This is a genomic window from Alteromonas alvinellae, assembly GCF_902705805.1.
This window is the reverse complement of sequence record NZ_CACSIH010000216.1, coordinates 1-17,457: the sequence shown is the minus strand read 5'-3', so window position 1 is coordinate 17,457 and position 17,457 is coordinate 1. Positions and strand designations below refer to the sequence as shown.

Sequence of the window (17,457 nt, the reverse complement as noted above, 5' to 3'; positions counted from 1 at the left end):
TTTTCTTTTTGGCACACCTCTTGATATTCCTGTAGGATAGCGGGTATCGATAGTGGTCATACCAGATAATTGTCAACGTGTTTACAAGGAGAGGGCGGATGAAAAGTGCATTAGTTGTAGAGGGTGGCGCGATGCGCGGAATATTTGCGGCTGGCGTACTAGACAAATTCATGGAGCAAGATTATTACCCTTTTGATTTCACATTAGGCGTTTCCGCTGGGGCGACAAACTTATCGACTTACGTCTCAAAAATGCATGGATTAAGCAAGACCATCATTACCCAATATGCAACGAAGCGCGAATTTTTCAGCCCCCTTCGATTCATAAAGGGGGGGCACATGACAGATGTCCATTGGCTATGGCATCACTCTAAACAGTCCATGAATATTCCCGCGCCTGGGGAAAAGAGCAGCATGCCTTTGTACGTAGGGGTAACAAATGCCGAGTCAGGTGAGTGTGAATATATACAGGCCACCAAGGATAATGTCGATGACTTGATGGTAGCTTCTTGTGCGTTGCCCACCGCATATAGGGATGAAATAATAATAAACGGTACGCGCTATCTTGATGGCGGCGTTGCAGATGCAATACCTGCCATTAAAGCTTACAATATGGGCGCACGAGATATTACCGTGATACTTTCTCAACCACTTGGATTCACCAAGCCCGAAGTAAAATCAACCTGGTTAATGCAAAAGATGTATGGGAACCAGCCTGCGATCCTTGCAAAGATGCTTCAGCGCGCAGCCATTTACAATGAAACGCTCGACTTTTTAAATAATCCACCAGCCGACTGCACTATAAGGGTAATCGCGCCAGACGAAGCTTTCTGTGTAAAACGTCTTACCATGGATAAGAAAAAGCTACTCAGAGGTTATGGCCAGGGTCGACGTATGGCAAGACGCTATATAAAAGCTATTTATTCTGTCGCAAATCAGAAATCGGCGTGAACTTACCATAACACCTCACTACACGTGTAGTAGTTAAGCAACAGTGTCACTTAAAAGCTTGGATTTATCCAAGCTTTTTTGTTTAAAGATGTTAAAACTCAATATCTCAATGGCCTACGGTGTTTCAAATTGGCTACACAATTTTGGCAAGTTATCTACGTTTGTGTTATCGCTCCGCACACATTCGTTGCTCGATCACCTTAAAGAAAACGCACAACATCTTACTATTACAACAGCAACAAAAAAGAATTCTTTTATAGTGTTTATAACTAATTGATACTTATTAACTTTAATAAAAATTTGATAAATGCCGTGTAAACTTTGCATTTGCCTTGCAAAATTTTCATGGAATTGGTCTGTATTTTGCTGAAATAGACCAGGTAAAGTTATAAGATCTTATACACAAGGGTAATCCGGGCCGAAAAATATTGATGATATGTAACATTCGTTTGCTGATAAGCGGACGTTCTTAAAAATATCATAAAAACAATACTTTCTAGCGCTTAATATTGGCGCTGTTCGTGCCCGAAAATCGGGCCGCTATTATTGGTACCCTAATATTGCGTTATGACAATTGTGTATGCGACTTAATACTTATGGCTACTTTTTGGGTTTATGCATAGAAGCATGCTGAAAGACGTGGCAGTATCAATTATAAATATAAAAAACAAATAAAACGTGCAATTAGAAAATCAAAGAATCTCAATTGGGTTGGTAAACCCGAAAAATCCCGTGAACGTTGCTTCTATTCTGAGAGCCGCTGGCTGCTATGGTGTAGCGAGTGTTTTTTACACTGGTCAGCGTTATCGATTCGCCAAGGATTTTAATGCTGATACGAAAGCGTTCCATAAAGTCATTCCGACCATTGGGGTCGACGACTTAAAAGAAGTAGTGCCTGAAGGAGCGTCAGTTGTAGCGGTTGAACTGGTAGAGGGTGCTACACCGCTACCTTCATTTGAGCACCCGAGCAATGCGTTTTACTTGCTAGGTCCTGAGGATGGCAGTATTGGCGAAGACGTTTTATCTTGGTGCGATCATGTTGTCTACGTTCCTACTTATTCATGCATGAATTTAGCGGCCACAGCAAATGTGTTGCTGTATGACCGTCTGTCTAAGTCTGATTACGTAAGTGGGGATGCACTTATCAGACAAAGTAGAGATACCAATAATAAATCTAAGATTAAATAGAAATCAAATAACTAAGGCTGTCGTTGCGAACAGGAAGTTACCCACAAGCCTAATAATAAATTAAATCAGGGGAACTTTGCGTTGAAGATGAGAACAATGAGCGCAGTTAGAGCGTTTAATGGCGCCGTGTCTAACAAACTGAGTCGACTACCACAAACATTTTCTAGGGTGCTCCCTAAACGTTTCTCACTCGAAGAAAGTATTTCTAGTTTCTTCTTTAGCCGTTATGAACTTGTAATTGCTAACGAAGAAAGTGAAAAGCAGGTGAGCTATAAAACGCGACACAAAGTGTATTGTGAAGAAATGAAGTTCGAGCAGAAAAATGCTACTGCATTAGAAAAAGATAAGTTTGATGATCGCGCGATCAACTGCTATATCAAGCATTTGCCAACAGGAGAGTGTGCAGGCACGATAAGGTTGGTCTTGCCAACTGAAGCTGGCTTGCCACTTCCATTAGAAGAAAAGTGTGCGGAAGTAATTGGCGATGGTACATTGCTACCTTCAAACTTGTCTCCACAAAGCGTCTGTGAAATCTCTCGCCTTGCAATACCGAGAGAATTTAGAGTGCGACAGTTACGCTCTAAAATCCTACCCTCTGAAAAAATTGAAAAAGTTAAACAAAAGAAAAATGTTCCATTTAACGTTGAGCATTTTCCCTATCTTTCAATTGCGCTGTACTTAATGGCAACGAGTGTGTGCCTTCATTTAAACGTTAAGCATGCCTATGTGCTAATGGAGCCTAAGTTAGCAAGGAGAATGAAGGCATTCGGTATTCATTTTAATCCAGTAGGTGAAGCTATTGAATTCAATGGCAAACGTATGCCATATAGATTGTCACCGCATGTACTGCTTGATGATTTAGCAAAACCACTAAAAGGTTTTCACAGAAAGATTCATTCGGAACTAAATAGTGCGTTACAAGCTATTGGCGATGTGGCCGTTCCCACCATTGAGCATACTCGAAAACCGCTTCGCATAGCCCATGCAGCATGACACCATGCTATCTGGAATACTAAGCCGCCTCGTCAGGCGGTTTTTTTATGTTTGAATACGTATGCATGTTTTTTAACATCCAGTTAACGCGTATCCTGTTGGCATAATTTCCGTTTATCACAATGATTACCATGCCAAATTTCCAATTTCGTTTTTGTCTTAAACCCTTGTCAATTGCTATGCTGTCAATTGGATTAACAGCGTGTACAGGGCCGACCTCTCCAGTGAATAATCAAAAAACGGTGATCAAAGACGCTAGCCTGAAACCATTTGGTCAAAGCGACGAAAGTTCAACGCTAAACGATTCGGCTGAAAGGCAAGGTAAACCTGTTGTTTATCAAGTTTTTACTCGCTTGTTTGGAAACACGAATACCAATAACCAGCCTTGGGGCACTATTGAGCAAAATGGGGTAGGTAAATTTAGTGATTTTACTCCCGAAGCGCTAAAGGCCATAAAATCCTTGGGAACTAGTCATATCTGGTATACCGGTGTGCCGCACCATGCGGTGATTAATGACTACACTGATTTTGGTATTTCAAACGACGACCCAGATGTAGTGAAAGGCAGAGCGGGCTCTCCCTACGCAGTTAAAGATTACTACAACGTTAATCCGGACCTAGCCGATGACCCAGCCAAGCGTTTAGAAGAATTTGAAGCGCTAATTGCCAGGACTCACGCAGCGGGAATGAAGGTTATTATCGATATCGTGCCTAATCATGTTGCCCGTGATTACCATTCACTTTCTGCACCTGAAGGTGTGAGTGATTTCGGCGCGCACGACGACACGTCTGTTGAATACGCCCGTGATAACAACTTTTACTATGTAGTAGGTGAAGCGTTTCAAGTGCCCACAGCTGATAACTATCAACCTCTAGGTGGTGAAAAGCATCCACTATCTGACGGAAAGTTCGAAGAGTTTCCAGCAAAATGGACAGGCAACGGTGCTAGAGCTTCGAAACCAGATATAAACGACTGGTACGAGACCGTAAAAGTGAACTATGGCGTGAAGCCTGACGGCACTTACGACTTTCCAGTTTTACCTGAAGAATACAGTGACAAGTCCTTTGAAGTACATGCCGCATTTTGGCAAGGAAAAGACGTACCAGATTCGTGGTATAAATTCAGAGATATAGCACATTATTGGATAGATAAAGGTGTCGACGGTTTCCGCTACGATATGGCCGAAATGGTGCCTGTTGAGTTTTGGTCGTTTCTAAATAGCAGTATTAAACAAAAGGCACCTAATGCGTTCTTACTAGCGGAAGTTTATCAACCAGATAAGTATCGCGAGTATATCCACCAAGGCAAAATGGACTACCTTTACGACAAGGTGGGTTTTTATGACACATTAAAAACGATTATGCAGGGGAGTGGAGAAGTAAGCAAACTGGTTACTATTCATGATGAAATCAATGATATCGCCCCGCATATGCTTCATTTTTTAGAAAATCACGACGAGCAACGTATCGCCAGCCCCGACTTTGCTGGTAGTGCCAAGAAAGGTAAACCCGCGCTTGCAGTGAGTGCGCTTATTAGCAGTTCGCCTACGCTGTTGTATTTTGGTCAAGATGTGGGTGAAGACGGCAGCGAAGAGACTGGTTTTGGAGATCCAACACGTACATCAATTTTCGATTATGTAGGCGTTCCTGCCCATCAGCGTTTTATGAACGACGGGAAGTTTGATGCAGGGAAATCTACCGAAGATGAAAAAGCACTTCACCAATTTTACCAAGACGTGATGGCTATTGCTGCTACAAACCCTGCAGTTACAGGTGAATATCAAAGCCTACACGCGCTTAATCTTGATGTGAAGGATTCAGCCTATACTGAGCAGCAATTTGCTTTTGTGCGCGCGCAAGGTGAGCACGGATTTGTGGTTGTGGCTAATTTTAACGATAAGCCTACAGGTGCAATAAAACTTGTTGTTCCTTCAAATGTTTTCGGTAAGGACAGCGATCGGATTACGCTAGCGCCTATGCTTTCACATGAAGGCATAACACTAGAAAAAGAGGGCATTAACTACAACGCTTCGTTCTCATTGGAAGGGCTTGAGACTAAAGTATTCGCCTTTTAAATAGGTCTTATCACATGCTGCTGAGTTAACGCGAAACACCATGTTTTTTTACATGGTGTTTCGTGAATACGTATGCAGAGCATTGGTCAGATCGGGCGGGCAAGGTAGTATCTCATCACCATCTTGTACTTAACGTATTTTTAACATGGGGTTGATGTGCCAAAACGTAATCGTGTAACGAATGACAGTGGTCATATAAAAATTCAAAAGCGCGCAATTCCGCTTCTTCTCAGCTGTATTACTACATTTCCTTTGTTCTCAGTTCAATCATCTGCAAACAGTGGCATTGATGTTTACCCGCCGAATTGGTGGGTTGGTATGCAAAACAGCAATGTAGAGTTGATGCTTTATGGTGATGATGTTGCCGATGACACGGTTTCAATAGCGAAAGGCGATGTAAGCGTTAAGCATAGCCAAGCCCTTGATAGTGAGAACTATCTATTCGTAACGCTAGACACGTCGAATGTTAGTGCCCAGGAACTCGTTATCAGGCTTACTGACAGCGATGGTACGACCCGTGATTTAACTTACACGTTAGAAAAAAGAGCACAAGGCTCAGCGTCGCGCGAAGGCTTTGGGCCTCAAGATGCTATTTATCTTATTGCCCCCGACAGATATGCCAATGGTAATGTGGAAAATGATAATGTTAAGGGTTATGGCGATCCCGCAGACCGTTCATTCAAAGGTGGTCGCCACGGTGGTGACATTCAAGGTATTGTTGATAACCTCAACTACATTCAGGATATGGGCTTTACTCAAATATGGACAATGCCCATGCTCGAAAATGCCATGGATAAATACAGTTATCATGGCTATTCCACCACGGATTACTACAAAATAGACCCTAGATTTGGTTCCAATGACGATTTTATCGCGTTAAGTACTGAAGCTAAATCAAAGGGTCTTGGCATTATAATGGATATGGTACTTAACCATATAGGCAGTAATCATTTATGGATGAAAGATACGCCGTCACACGACTGGATCAATAACAACGGTAAATTTGTAGGGACAACCCACAAGCGTGAAGTTCTTCACGACCCTCACGCCGTAGCGAGCGATATAAAAGGGTTTAGCGATGGTTGGTTTGTTCCAACCATGCCGGACTTAAATCAGCGCAATCCGCATTTAGCGAACTACCTTATTCAAAACGCGATTTGGTGGGTTGAAAGCGCTGGGCTAAGTGGAATACGGGTGGATACGTACTCCTATCCTGATAAGGCGTTTTTGAGCCAATGGACAAACCGCATAATGGACGAGTACCCGAATTTCAATATAGTAGGGGAAGAGTGGTCAGTTAACCCCGCAATCACGGCATATTGGCAGGCGGGTAGCCACCGCCACGATGATTACGATAGCGCACTACCATCGGTTATGGATTTCCCGCTTCAAGCCGCAGTTGTGAAAGCGTTGAGCAATGACGAAAGCTGGAATTCTGGCTTCATCTCTGTTTACGAAACCTTAGCTACTGACTTTTTGTATGGCGACCCGAATAATTTGGTCATCTTTCCTGATAACCACGATATGAGCCGCATTTTTACTCAGCTCGGTCATGATAAAGACAAATGGAATATGGCTATGACGCTATTGCTCACTACGCGCGGTATTCCACAAGTTTTTTACGGTACAGAAATTTTGATGGGTAACGAAGGCAGTGAAGACCACGGTATTATTCGTTCTGACTTTCCAGGCGGGTGGCCTTCGGACAATGACAAAAACGCTTTTACCGGGCACGGTCTAACGGATGATGAGCGTTGGGCACAGCAGCGTGTGAAGGGGTTACTTCAACTGCGTAAATCACACCCTTTGCAGTTTAAAGGCCTGTTGAAGCATTTTGCACCGGAGAATGGGGTTTATACCTATATTCGAGAGGCAAATGTCGATTCAGGCAGTGGTGCAGATAAATCAAATACTCATCAGTCTGATAAAATATTGGTCATCTTAAATAAAAAGCCAGTGGACCTGCCTCTAAACAAGTATGCAGAGGTGCTAAGCACACACCAGACGTTAACACGAGTTAGCGATGGGATATCTTTTAAGACGACGGATACCTTAAGATTACCAGCAATGTCTGCTAGTGTTTTCATTGTGCAGTAATCGTATTAACTATAGTAAAACAATAAATAGAGCAAAGTATGCAAGCAACTCAACCACGCCTTTCTTTCTGGCAAATATGGAACGTCAGCTTTGGCTTTCTAGGTGTTCAATTCGGTTTTGCACTGCAAAACGCAAACGTAAGTCGGATCCTTTCAGACTTAGGGGCAGACCTTCACTCGCTATCACTATTTTGGCTCGTCGCGCCAATCATGGGGTTAATCGTTCAACCAATTGTTGGCTCAGCATCTGATAGAACGTGGAATCGATTAGGTCGACGCCGCCCGTTCATCCTTGCTGGTGCAATCGCCGCAGTATTGGGTATGATTTTACTGCCTAATGCGCCGATATTTGTTGCCTTCTTGACACCTATGGTAATGGGCGCGTTAATGGTTGCACTGATGGACGCGTCGTTTAACGTATGTTTTCAGCCGTTTCGCTCATTGGTGTCAGACATGGTACCGCCGTCACAACGTAATGTTGGCTATTCGATTCAGTCGTTACTGATTAATATAGGCGCAGTTATCGGCTCAATACTGCCATTTGTACTTACCAATGTTATTGGCCTTGAAAATACGGCACAAATGGGTGAGGTTGCACCTTCTGTTGTTTGGGCTTTCTACATTGGCGCTACAGTACTGCTTGGTACGGTCATTTGGACGGTAGTTCGTACCAAAGAATACGCACCAGATGAATACAACCGCTATAAAGGGCTTACTGAAGAGCAGCCTGCAACTGAAAAAGCGCCTAAAGCACCGCTAGGACAACGCTTAAGTGAGTTTTTCACGTTAGTAAAAGATATGCCAAAGACGATGAAACAACTGGCCGTTGTGCAGTTTTTCTCGTGGTTTGCGCTCTTTATAATGTGGGTATATACCACACCTGCTATTACGCAACATATATGGAATGTAGATAAGCAGTGGTTTGACCCAGCTTATATTGCTGCAGCCCCGATGGTGCCTGAAACCATCATCATGGCCAAGGGAGCTGCTGGTGATTGGGTAGGGATTCTATTTGCTGCGTATTCGGTATTTGCTGCTATTTTTTCTATTTTCTTGGCAAAACTTGCTGACAAGTTTGGTCGCAAAACGGTTTACGCTTCGTCTTTAGCGCTAGGTGGCCTGAGCTACGTAAGCTTCTTGTTATTCCAAGACCTGACGATGATCAACGTAAACTTACTGATTACAGAAGTAACAGTACCTTTGGGCGCAGTGAAGCTGTTAATCCCTATGGTAGGCGTAGGTATTGCGTGGGCTGCCATTCTTGCTATGCCTTACGCTATGTTAGCTGGTGCGTTACCTGCAAATAAAACGGGTGTTTATATGGGTATCTTCAACTTTACCGTTGCCGCCCCTCAAATTGTATCAGGCCTAACTGCTGGCTGGATCCTAAGTTCTATTTTCGACAACGACGCAAAGTACATTATCGTTGTTGCCGGAGTTTCTATGTTAATTGGTGCGGTTTCAGTTTTCTTCGTGAACGAGGCCGATAAGCAAGAAATTGAAGAAGCGCAGGGAGCTTAATATGTCATTTAATCGTACAACAATCGCATTAACGTTAGCTGGTTTATTTTGCTCAGCCTGCTCGAGTACATCTGTTCCTTCATCTAACGATATACAAGAAAACAGCCACGCTATCGTGGGTACCACTACGCCATTTGCTAGCGAAGCGGTGTACTTTGTTGTGACAGATCGCTTTGTAGACGGCGACCCTTCGAACAATCATGAAGAGCAGGGAGGCGATCACCCTACGTGGCAACTGCCCTTAGAAGGTCCTGATGGTAAGAAAGCCTATGTGGGTTACATGGGCGGTGATTTACAGGGTATCTTAAACAACGCCGAATATATTAAGGAAATGGGGTTCACGGCAGTATGGATGACGCCTGTCCACGATAACCCAGACTATGCGTTTAATGGCGATGAACCCATTACTTATGGCGGTGCCTTTAAAGACGGTGGTAAAACCGGTTATCACGGCTATTGGGCAACGAATTTCTATAAAGCTGACGAGCATCTGGTTAGCGCCAATTTAAGCGTTAGTGACTATACGGCGAAAATGCGTCAGCATGGCCTTAAGTCCGTGTTTGATATTGTGGCAAATCACGGCACACCAAGCTTCACCATGGAAAAGGACTTACCCGGCTACGGGGAAATATATGACAGTGATGGAAATCTGGTTGCTGATCATCAAAACTTGGCGCCTGAAGAGCTTGACCCTGAAAACAACCCGCTTCATAGTTTTTTTCACAACTATCCAGATTTAGTAAAGCTTTCTAATCTAGATGACGAAAACCCTGCCGTACGCGATTATCTCATCAACAGCTATTTGTATTGGATTTCTCAAGGTGCTGATGCATTTAGAATAGATACAATCAGGCATGTGCCTCATGCGTTTTGGCGTGAAGCGTCAGATCGTATACGCGAGCAAAACCCTGACTTTTTTATGTTTGGCGAAGCATTTGACTATGAGGCGAACAACATTGCCCAACATACGTTACCGAAAAATGGGGGCATCAGCGTATTAGACTTTCCTATGCAAAAGGCCATGGTGAATGTATTTGAAAAGCCGCTAGAGAGTGATTTTGCTGACTTAGAAACGGTGCTTCATCTTACGCACGGGCCATATAACAATCCATATGAATTAACTACGTTCTACGATAACCACGATATGGCGCGCATTAATGCCACTGATGAAGGCTTTATTAATGCGCATAATTGGTTGTTTACAGTAAGAGGCATTCCGGTTGTATACATGGGATCCGAAATTGGCTTCATGCGCGGTACGGCAGAACATGCTGGCAATCGTAACTATGTTGGCCAAGAGCGCCTAGACCAAGCCAAGACACATCCTATTCAACAGGAGCTAACAAAAATTGCCAATGTGCGTAAAAACACGATAGCACTGCAGCGCGGTGTTCAAGTCAACGTTGAACTTGACGGTCATCAAGCGGCGTTTTATCGCGTCGTTGATACTGCAGACACACAGCAGACTGCGCTTGTATTACTTAATAAGGGAAGTGCCGCACAATCTTTTGAGGTTAGTGACTTTATGCAGTCGGGCGACTGGACGGAACAATTATCTGGAGATACGCAAACAGTAGAATTCGGTGACGCGTTAACCGCAACGGTTGAGCCCAATGGCGTTCAGGTATGGGTGCGCGAAGGTCAAGTAAGTAACAGTGCGTTACTTTCTCAAATTAAGCATCAGTTGGCGCGTCAATAAAACGTGTTTAACGCCCAATAAAAAAGCCCCGTGGTTGTTTAACGCCCGGGGCTTTTTGTTTAGTTTCTAGCGTGTAATTTGCGCACGCTTACTCACTGCCACATGACTGCCTAATAATAATATCCGCAGGCATTAAATAATCCTGAACGTCTTCGTTGTTAATGGCTTTTAATAAGGTGTTTACCAATAGCTCACCCGCCAGTTTGGTATTTTGCTGAACAGTGGTGAGCGAAGGCGTGGTGTAGGCCGAAACCGCAATATTGTCATAGCCAACCACGGCTACATCATCAGGCACATTCACCTTTGCCTGGCGCAGCGCTCTCAGCACGCCCATTGCAATAAGGTCTGATGCGCAGACAATTGCTTGGGGAAGTTCGCCACTTTGCAGCAATGATTTCACCGCGTCTGACCCCGCGTCCTCGGTCGAAATAGCATTGCGTTGAACACTTGACTGGTCAAGCCCATGAGATTGAAGTGTTTCAAAATAACCGTTAAAACGCGCTTTAAATTCAGGGGCGTGATTGCCGTTGTCGCCAATAAACGCAAAGGAAGTTTTACCCAAGCCGATTAAATGTGACGTTATACTTTGGCCACCTTGATAGTTATCACAACCGATACTAACTCCTGGGTGCGCTTCATCTGGTGCACCCCAACGAACAAAGTGAGTGCCTTGTGACTCCAGCTGAGCAACTTTGGTTTGATAATCGGTGTAGTCGCCGTACCCAAGAAGAATGATACCGTCAGCCTTATTTGAATCTTCATATTCTGCGTGCCAGTCATCATCTAAATTTTGGAAGGACACAAGCAGATCATAGTTTGCTTGCGCACACGCGCGGGTAATACTGCCGAGCATCGCTAGGAAGAACGGATTAATCATCGAATCATCGGACGTAGGATCTTCAAACAAGAGTAGGGCAATTGTGCTGCTCTTTTGCTTTCTCAAGTTACTTGCGTTTTTATCCACTTTGTAATTGAGTTCCCGGGCAATACGCTGAACGCGATCTCTAGTTTCTTGATTAACTAGCGGGCTATTATTTAACGCTCGCGAAACCGTCGACTGCGAAACACCTGCCAAGTGGGCAATGTCAAAAGAGGTTGCTTTTTCTTTCATAAACACCATGATTTGCTGCTACGACCTTGTTGTCGCGAATTTAGATTACCATATTTTTATAATGACGCGCGCATTTTGAGACGCAGTCGCACAAATGCCACGCAAAGTTACGATTTCGTTAGTGCTTATTTATATTTTGAAAGTCATAACGGCATTTAGTTTTAGAAGGTATTTGCAGATCGCTCTTAATTCAATCACTTGTCAGGCTTCTTTGAATAAAACATGGTTGAAGTAATTGCGAGAGTGTTATACTCAGCGAGATTTTGAAATATTACGTGCATAAGGGGAACAAGCGAATGGCCGAGACTGAACACCGTCCGACCAATTTTATCCGTCAGATTATTGATAAAGACCTGTCTAGTGGTCTACATGACGCAATTAAAACACGGTTTCCACCAGAGCCGAATGGCTTCTTACACATTGGCCACGCCAAGTCTATCTGCTTGAATTTTGGTATTGCTCAAGACTACACAGGTACGTGCAATTTACGCTTTGACGATACCAACCCTGCAAAAGAAGACATTACCTTCGTTAATTCAATTAAGGAAGATGTGCAATGGCTTGGATTTACGTGGGACGGAGAAGCGCGCTATTCATCGAATTACTTTGACCAACTACACGCATACGCCGTTGAACTTATTGAAAAAGGCTTAGCCTATGTAGATTTTTCAGCGCAAGACGTTATGCGCGAAATGCGTGGCACCCTTAAGGAGCCTGGTCAAAATAGCCCTTATCGCGATACAGACGTTGAAACTAACCTCAGTGAGTTTGCCAAAATGACGGCAGGCGAATATAAAGAAGGTGAGTGTAGTCTGCGTGCGAAAATTGATATGGCATCGCCATTTATGTGTATGCGTGACCCGGTAATTTATCGCGTTAAGCATGCTCACCATCATCAAACTGGTGATAAGTGGTGCGTGTATCCAATGTACGATTTTACACATTGTATCTCAGACGCCATTGAGGGAATAACGCACTCCCTGTGTACACTAGAGTTCCAGGATAACCGTCGTCTTTATGATTGGGTTATCGAAAACATTTCTATCGACTGCACGCCAAGACAGTATGAATTCTCACGTCTTAATCTAGAATATACGGTATTAAGCAAGCGTCGTCTTATTCAGTTAGTCGACGAAAACCATGTACATGGCTGGGACGACCCACGCATGCCTACCATTGCAGGTTTACGCCGTCGCGGCTACACACCGGGTTCAATCGTTGAGTTTTGTAAACGCATTGGTGTGACTAAGATGGACAACATGGTTGAAATGTCCATGCTAGAAGCGTGCATACGCGACGACCTAAATGCAAATGCTCCTCGCGCAATGGCCGTACTAGATCCAATAAAGCTCGTTATCGAAAATTATGAGGAAGGCCAGACAGAAACGCTTGTTGCGCCCAATCATCCTAACGATGAAAGTATGGGTACGCGTAACATCGGCTTCAGTCGCGAAGTGTATATAGAAGCAGAAGACTTCCGAGAGTCGGCGAACAAGAAGTTTAAGCGCTTAGTGCTTGATAAAGAAGTTCGTCTTCGCAACGCCTACGTGGTTAAAGCTAATCGCGTTGAAAAAGATGAAAATGGTAATGTAACAACCGTTTTTTGTACTTATGACGCAGATACTCTAGGTAAAGATCCGGCTGATGGCCGCAAAGTTAAAGGTGTTATTCATTGGGTGGATGCAGCAACAGCACAGGCAGCGGAGTTTAGGCTTTACGACCGCTTGTTTAACGTGCCTAACCCAGCAGCGGAAGAAAACTTTACCGATGCGATTAACCTTGACTCGTTGGAAGTAAAACACGGTTGGGTAGAAGCCGGATTGGCAGACAATGTTCCTGAAGTAGGAGCATGGCAGTTTGAACGCACTGGCTACTTCTGTTTAGATAAAGACAGCACAGACGACAAGCCGGTCTTTAACCGCACTGTAGGTCTAAGAGATACATGGGCCAAAATGGGCGAGTAGGCACTGGCCTTTAGCCATTTATGCGCTGTAAACAAAAAACCGCTTAAGTTCTGCTTAAGCGGTTTTTTCGTTTAACGGAACATTGCTTTCGTTAATTACTTTGGTTGGCAATCAAGTGACTGTCCGGTTGTTTCCTTACTGTCTTCGCCCATAAGATAAAGATACGTAGGCATAATATCTTCAGGTGTTTTTAGTGTATCAGGGTTTTCTGCTGGAAACGCTTGAGCGCGCATTTGTGTGCGGGTACCACCTGGATTAATACAGTTAAAGCGCAGTGACTTATTTCGATATTCATCAGCAAGGGTCTGCATAACGCCTTCTGTTGCGAATTTTGATACGGCGTACGTTCCCCAAAATGCGCGACCTTTTCTGCCTACGCTAGAGGTGGTGAAAATAACCGATGCACTTTCTGCCTTCTCTAGAGCGGGAATAAGCGCTTGTGTCATGAAAACCATGCCATTTAGGTTAATTTGCATCACGTCTTGCCATTCTTGCGCATCAATATCTTTAAATGCACTAAGGTGGCCTAAAATACTCGCATTGTGAAGAACACCATCTAATCGGCCAAACTGGTCAATAATGGTTTGCGTCATTTGCTGATAATGAGAGGGCGTTGCGCCTTTGATATCTAAAGGAACAATGGCGGGTTCTTGACCACCTGCTGCGACAATATCGTCGTACACAGCTTCAAGTTTAGACACGGTGCGGCCTAATAAAATACAAATAGCGCCATGTGCAGCATACGTTTTTGCGGCTTGTGCACCAATTCCATCGCCAGCCCCGGTGATAAGAATAACTTTATCGCGCAATAAATCCGCTGGTGCGTTGTAATCGTTCATCATTTTCCTTCAAAAGGTTCATTTATATCGCAATGATTGGGGCCTGTAGACCCAATTAAGAATCAAACCCCAGATCATACTCAGCCTGACTCACAAGTAAAACAATGAATGAAAATTTCTTCAAACGTAAAAAAAGTTAACAAAAGTAGTTAACAAAACTTTGCAAAGTTGCAACAAAGTCAATAAGATTGAGGAAGATACAACTGGTCTAACATGTTTAAAACTATCATCTACGCCTGTAAAGACAGGGTAGACCAAGCTACTTTTAATAGAGTTAAGTTTTAGACACAGAATAACAACAATGCTTGTAGGGAGTAGAGATGAGAAAACTCGTATTAAGTTCCAGTGTGGCCCTTGCGCTGGGTCTAGCAGGCTGTGGTGGCTCCGATGAAACCCTTTCCGACATTCAGGCCGAAACAGAAGTCCAAACACCATTTTCACGAATCGTTTTTGACCCAGCTAATGGGAACTTGAACATTCCAAACGACCTTCTGATGCTTCCAGGCGATGATGGTTTCTTTGATTACACACTGAATATTCCGGTCGATGACCCTACAGATTTTGCTGACCCGCAAAATGCACTCAACGTGTTAGACGGTTGGTCAACTCAACACCCGTTTGTAATTAATGTAGAAACACCTGCCGGCGCATCGCTTGATGCAAGTACATTATCTTCTGGCGTGTTGCTTTTTGAAGCAACGTTAGGTCTTGACCAAAGTGATCCTGACTGTGCGCAGGTTACAACACCTTCTGCGGGTTGTAAGCTTGGCGATCAACTTACCTTTGGTGTTGATTACGTACTCAGCCTTGCTGATAGCAACACGATTACTTTTGTTCCTCTTAAGCCGCTAAAAGCAGCTCAGGGCTACATGTTAGTAATGACCACTGATTTGAAAGACTCTTCTGGCAAATCGGTTCAGGGTTCAACTACGTGGGACTCAGTAAGACAAGACATCGACACTAATCCTCTATCAAGTGCAGCACAGCTTCAATTACAAGGCTTAGTTAATTCGTTAGTTAATCCAGTGCTTGGTGCGGGTTTCGACCGTGAAGACATTACTTACGTGTCAGCTTTCACCACACAGTCTATTGCCAACTCGCTTGATACCATCAAGAAGGTCATGATTAGCCGTTTTGCACAACTGGCTGCTGGCGGTGACCCGTCCGCTCCAACTGCACTACCTGCAATCACGGTAAGCGATGTATCTGCAGCGCCTAATGCCATGGAAGCACTTGGTCTTGTAAACGCTACTGTTGTAGCTGGCGCAGTAGAGCAGGGTAAACAAGGTCTACCAGATAACATTCAAGCAGCGATTGACGCTACTGATTTCAGCTTGTTAGAAACTTGTGCAGGACTTGCGGGTACGGCGTCTGGTCAACTTTCTGCTCAGTGGGGTGCGCTGAACGAATTTGCTGTTGGTGTTTCTACGGGCATTTTAGCGCAAGCCGGTCCATTCTGTGCAGCTCAACGTTATGAAGGTAATATTGCATTGCCTTATTTCTTGGGTGTTCCAAGTGCAGAGAACCCACTTGCTCCAGTAAATGATTTCTGGAAGGCAGCTTGTGACAGCGGTATTGTTTTAGCTGGTGCTCCTCAAGAATTACTTGCAGACGCAGAGCCAGGTCCTAATGCAGCAATGTGTTCTTCACTAGGCCTTGCTGACGTTCGTATTAACGGCGAAATGTTAGATAGCGCAAGAAACATTACTAAATTCAACCCATATCCACAGCCTACTGGCGGAAACATGGGTACAGAAACGTTAGACGTGCAGATTACTATTCCTGACCCAGCAATTGCAGGTGCTTTAGGTTTTCCTATCAGCATGCCTGAAGCTGGTTGGCCAGTGGTTATTCTAGCGCACGGCATTACCAGCCAAAAAGAAGATATGCTTGCTATCACAGGTACTCTGTCTCTAGCAGGTATTGCGTCAGTAGCAATCGACCAACCATTACACGGTAGCCGCGGTTTTGACCTTAATGGCGACGGTACAGATGAACTGAACGCGACTACGGTTAGCGCAACTCACTATATGAACCTTGCCAGCTTGCCTACGGCTCGGGACAATCTACGCCAAAGCGTGTCTGATTTACTCGGTTTACGTTTAGGCCTTAATGCTGTTGTAGATACAACTGCAGCACAAAACGTTAAGTTTGATATGTCTCGTGTATCGATTATGGGTGTGTCTCTAGGCGCTATCACTGGTGGTAACTTTGCCGCGGTGGCAAATACGTCGATGGGCGGCGATTTAGCTGCACTTGATGGCATGTTTGCTGTCAAGCAAGCTTCTCTTGAATCTCCAGGGGGTGGCGTAGCGCAGTTCTTATTAGAGTCGCCTTCATTCGGGCCTCTAATTAAAGGGTTATTGCTTTCACAAGCGTCTGAAGACTTTGTTGCATTGCTCAATCAGCTTTATGAAACAACAGATGTAAGTGAAGAGCAGCTTACTGCAGCGGTTGCCATTTTTGAAGATAATCTAACCGCAGAACAAGCTGCTGAAGTGAATGCTGTATTTGCTGAATTTGCATTCGCTACGCAAACGGTGATGGATGCTGGTGACCCTACTAACTATGCGCAAACCCTAGGAAGTAATACACCAGTTCACATGATGACAGTGGTAGGTGATGGTAGCGCAGAAAACTTACCTGACCAGGTAATCCCTGTTTCTACTGCATTGCCACTTTCTGGCCAGCTTCCGTTAGCGGCTACAATTGGTCTAGAGCAAGTGACTACTACTCAAGGGCCTGGTACAGACCCAATTAGCGGTATTGTGCAGTTTAATAGCGGTGCACATGCCTCTAGCTTAAGTCCAGCGGCAAGCGCGGCGGTAACCACTGAAATGCAAAAAGAGGTGGCAGGATATATTGCGTCTGACGCACTTGCGCTTCCCATTTCTGACGAAAGTGTTGTTGCTAACTAAGCAAGTATAATCTGTTCTAAAAGCAGTGTTACAACTGCTTACATTTTAGTGACTTAAAGCCGGCTTAAAAGCCGGCTTTTTTGTTTGCCCAGCGAAGCTGGCA

General features: G+C 44.2%; 11 protein-coding genes. 9 read left to right on the top strand and 2 right to left on the bottom strand.

All coding sequences use genetic code 11. The features are described 5' to 3' along the window. Positions 1-98: 98 nt before the first annotated feature. From ACX5KA_RS16015 to ACX5KA_RS15985, 7 genes are all read left to right on the top strand, one after another. Positions 99-950 carry a patatin-like phospholipase family protein gene (locus tag ACX5KA_RS16015; protein WP_039220396.1) on the top strand — a complete coding sequence of 284 codons (852 nt, stop codon included), beginning with the start codon at positions 99-101 and terminating at the stop codon, positions 948-950. Positions 951-1,628: 678 nt separating this feature from the next. Continuing rightward, the gene (locus ACX5KA_RS16010; RefSeq protein ID WP_039220394.1) at positions 1,629-2,138 is read left to right on the top strand and encodes an RNA methyltransferase; all 510 of its coding nucleotides are present in this window, start codon (positions 1,629-1,631) and stop codon (positions 2,136-2,138) included. A 96-nt stretch (positions 2,139-2,234) separates the two neighbouring features. Further along, the gene (locus ACX5KA_RS16005) at positions 2,235-3,131 is read left to right on the top strand and encodes a PEP-CTERM/exosortase system-associated acyltransferase (RefSeq protein ID WP_458731644.1); all 897 of its coding nucleotides are present in this window, start codon (positions 2,235-2,237) and stop codon (positions 3,129-3,131) included. A gap of 122 nt (positions 3,132-3,253) precedes the next feature. Continuing rightward, positions 3,254-5,206 carry an alpha-amylase family protein gene (locus ACX5KA_RS16000; protein WP_458731643.1) on the top strand — a complete coding sequence of 651 codons (1,953 nt, stop codon included), beginning with the start codon at positions 3,254-3,256 and terminating at the stop codon, positions 5,204-5,206. 156 nt (positions 5,207-5,362) lie between these two features. After that, positions 5,363-7,303 carry a glycoside hydrolase family 13 protein gene (locus tag ACX5KA_RS15995; RefSeq protein WP_458731642.1) on the top strand — a complete coding sequence of 647 codons (1,941 nt, stop codon included), beginning with the start codon at positions 5,363-5,365 and terminating at the stop codon, positions 7,301-7,303. A gap of 38 nt (positions 7,304-7,341) precedes the next feature. Further along, the gene (locus tag ACX5KA_RS15990) at positions 7,342-8,823 is read left to right on the top strand and encodes an MFS transporter (protein ID WP_458731641.1); all 1,482 of its coding nucleotides are present in this window, start codon (positions 7,342-7,344) and stop codon (positions 8,821-8,823) included. Position 8,824: 1 nt separating this feature from the next. Further along, positions 8,825-10,522 carry an alpha-amylase family glycosyl hydrolase gene (locus ACX5KA_RS15985; protein WP_458731640.1) on the top strand — a complete coding sequence of 566 codons (1,698 nt, stop codon included), beginning with the start codon at positions 8,825-8,827 and terminating at the stop codon, positions 10,520-10,522. An 88-nt stretch (positions 10,523-10,610) separates the two neighbouring features. Here the strand turns inward: ACX5KA_RS15985 and ACX5KA_RS15980 are convergent, their stop codons facing one another. Continuing rightward, on the bottom strand, positions 10,611-11,633 hold the full coding sequence (locus tag ACX5KA_RS15980) for a LacI family DNA-binding transcriptional regulator (protein ID WP_458731660.1): 1,023 nt from the start codon (positions 11,631-11,633) through the stop codon (positions 10,611-10,613). A gap of 296 nt (positions 11,634-11,929) precedes the next feature. Here ACX5KA_RS15980 and glnS point away from each other — a divergent pair, with 296 nt between their 5' ends. Next, complete coding sequence (gene glnS / locus ACX5KA_RS15975; protein ID WP_458731639.1) at positions 11,930-13,597, top strand: glutamine--tRNA ligase; 1,668 nt, start codon at positions 11,930-11,932, stop codon at positions 13,595-13,597. A gap of 95 nt (positions 13,598-13,692) precedes the next feature. On the opposite strand, the gene ACX5KA_RS15970 is transcribed toward glnS, so the two are convergent. Continuing rightward, positions 13,693-14,436 (bottom strand): YciK family oxidoreductase, encoded by a 744-nt coding sequence (locus ACX5KA_RS15970; RefSeq protein ID WP_014949464.1) that lies wholly within the window; start codon positions 14,434-14,436, stop codon positions 13,693-13,695. Between the two features lie 320 nt (positions 14,437-14,756). On the opposite strand from ACX5KA_RS15970, the gene ACX5KA_RS15965 reads away from it, so the two are divergent. Then, positions 14,757-17,354 carry a VolA/Pla-1 family phospholipase gene (locus ACX5KA_RS15965; RefSeq protein ID WP_458731638.1) on the top strand — a complete coding sequence of 866 codons (2,598 nt, stop codon included), beginning with the start codon at positions 14,757-14,759 and terminating at the stop codon, positions 17,352-17,354. Positions 17,355-17,457: the final 103 nt, after the last annotated feature.

Coding starts and splice junctions, on each gene's coding strand:
- ACX5KA_RS16015 (WP_039220396.1), top strand. CDS start 99: ATGAAAAGTGCATTAGTTGTAGAGGGTGGCGCGATGCGCGGAATATTT.
- ACX5KA_RS16005 (WP_458731644.1), top strand. CDS start 2,235: ATGAGCGCAGTTAGAGCGTTTAATGGCGCCGTGTCTAACAAACTGAGT.
- ACX5KA_RS16000 (WP_458731643.1), top strand. CDS start 3,254: ATGATTACCATGCCAAATTTCCAATTTCGTTTTTGTCTTAAACCCTTG.
- ACX5KA_RS15990 (WP_458731641.1), top strand. CDS start 7,342: ATGCAAGCAACTCAACCACGCCTTTCTTTCTGGCAAATATGGAACGTC.
- ACX5KA_RS15985 (WP_458731640.1), top strand. CDS start 8,825: ATGTCATTTAATCGTACAACAATCGCATTAACGTTAGCTGGTTTATTT.
- ACX5KA_RS15980 (WP_458731660.1), bottom strand. CDS start 11,633: ATGAAAGAAAAAGCAACCTCTTTTGACATTGCCCACTTGGCAGGTGTT.
- glnS (WP_458731639.1), top strand. CDS start 11,930: ATGGCCGAGACTGAACACCGTCCGACCAATTTTATCCGTCAGATTATT.
- ACX5KA_RS15970 (WP_014949464.1), bottom strand. CDS start 14,436: ATGAACGATTACAACGCACCAGCGGATTTATTGCGCGATAAAGTTATT.
- ACX5KA_RS15965 (WP_458731638.1), top strand. CDS start 14,757: ATGAGAAAACTCGTATTAAGTTCCAGTGTGGCCCTTGCGCTGGGTCTA.